The organism is Robertmurraya siralis, from assembly GCF_005502275.1.
In the GTDB taxonomy this organism is placed as follows: domain Bacteria; phylum Bacillota; class Bacilli; order Bacillales; family Cytobacillaceae; genus Robertmurraya; species Robertmurraya siralis.
Window position 1 is genome coordinate 1 of sequence record NZ_SWLZ01000061.1, and the last position, 1,444, is coordinate 1,444.

Annotated in this window: 2 protein-coding genes; both read left to right on the plus strand. The window is 37.2% G+C overall.

The window, feature by feature from the left end; all coding sequences use genetic code 11:
• Positions 1–591, plus strand: a 591-nt coding sequence (locus FCJ93_RS24675) for a helix-turn-helix domain-containing protein (RefSeq protein WP_137744931.1), incomplete at its 5' end; no start/stop codon positions are given.
• A gap of 5 nt (positions 592–596) precedes the next feature.
• Positions 597–1,444 (plus strand): IS3 family transposase (locus tag FCJ93_RS24680; protein WP_235879589.1); only part of this gene is annotated, 848 nt, incomplete at its 3' end.

Here is a 1,444-nt window from a genome sequence, read left to right on the forward strand (position 1 = left end):
TATAAGGTGAGTGAATCTACAATTAGGAAGTGGAAATACAAATTTGATACATATGGGGTTGAAGGTTTAAAGGAATGTTCAACCTGGAAAAGATACACGAAGGAATTAAAACTATTAGCTGTCAGTGATTATATGTCAGGTCTTCACTCTTTAATTGGAGTTGTCGAAAAGTATGAAATATCCAGTCATTCCGTCCTCCAAAGGTGGATTAAGCAGTATAATAATAGTCATAGAGAATTAAAGGATACGTCAAAAGGAAGGACGAGATCTATGACTAAAGGGAGAAAAACTACTTGGGATGAGAGGATTCAAATTGTACTCGATTGTCTAGGGAACGGAAAAGATTATCAAGTAACAGCTGAGACCTACCAGGTCTCTTATCAACAAGTGTACCAGTGGGTTAAGAAGTATGAAGATGGCGGAGACGAAGCACTAAAAGATAAACGTGGAAGAAATAAAATAGAATCCGAGCTATCCCCAGAAGAGAAGATCCAGCTGGAAATGAAAAGATTAGAACGGGAAAATGAACGGCTACGTGCAGAAAACCTATTCTTAAAAAAGTTAGAGGAGATCGAAAGGAGGCGAAGATAAGCCAAATCCGATTTGAGGACAAGTATATCGCTATTCAGGAGCTTCATGAAAAAGAGAATTTAAGCATTATCTTACTTTGTGAAATAGCTGGGATATCACGGGCTGCTTACTATAAATGGTTAAAACGCGTACCCACAGATCGAGAACTTCTGAATGAAGAAATTATGAAAGAAATGAAAACTCTTCAAGAGAAAGTAGATGGAACCTTTGGTTATCGTCAAATGACGTTACATATGAATCGAAAGTTTGAAGAGGATATTAATCACAAAAGAATCTATCGATTAATGGGGATCGCAAACATACGCTCGGTTATTCGGGTAAAGAAGAAACAATCATACAAACCCTCTACCCCTCAGCATGCGGCAGAAAATGTCCTAAATCGCGAGTTTACAGCAGAAAAGCCTAATGAAAAATGGGTTACAGATGTCACAGAACTTAAATATGGAACTAAAAAAGCTTATTTAAGCGCCATTCGCGATCTATACGATGGATCGATTGTTAGCTATGTCCTTGGGCATTCCAATAATAATAACCTTGTATTCAAGACGCTTGACAAAGCTACAGCACTTTTGAATGGAGAACGTCCTCTTATTCATAGTGACCGTGGATTTCAATACACCTCCAAGAAATTTAAACGAAAAATAGATAAAGCAAAAATGAAACAAAGCATGTCCCGAGTGGGTAGATGTATTGATAACGGACCAATGGAATCTTTTTGGGGAACACTCAAATGTGAGAAATATTATAGGCGTAAGTTCACGACATTTGAAGAACTATCGTTAGCTATAGATGAGTACATACAATTCTATAATCATGAAAGATATCAAAAACGATTAAACGGCCTTAGCCCTAT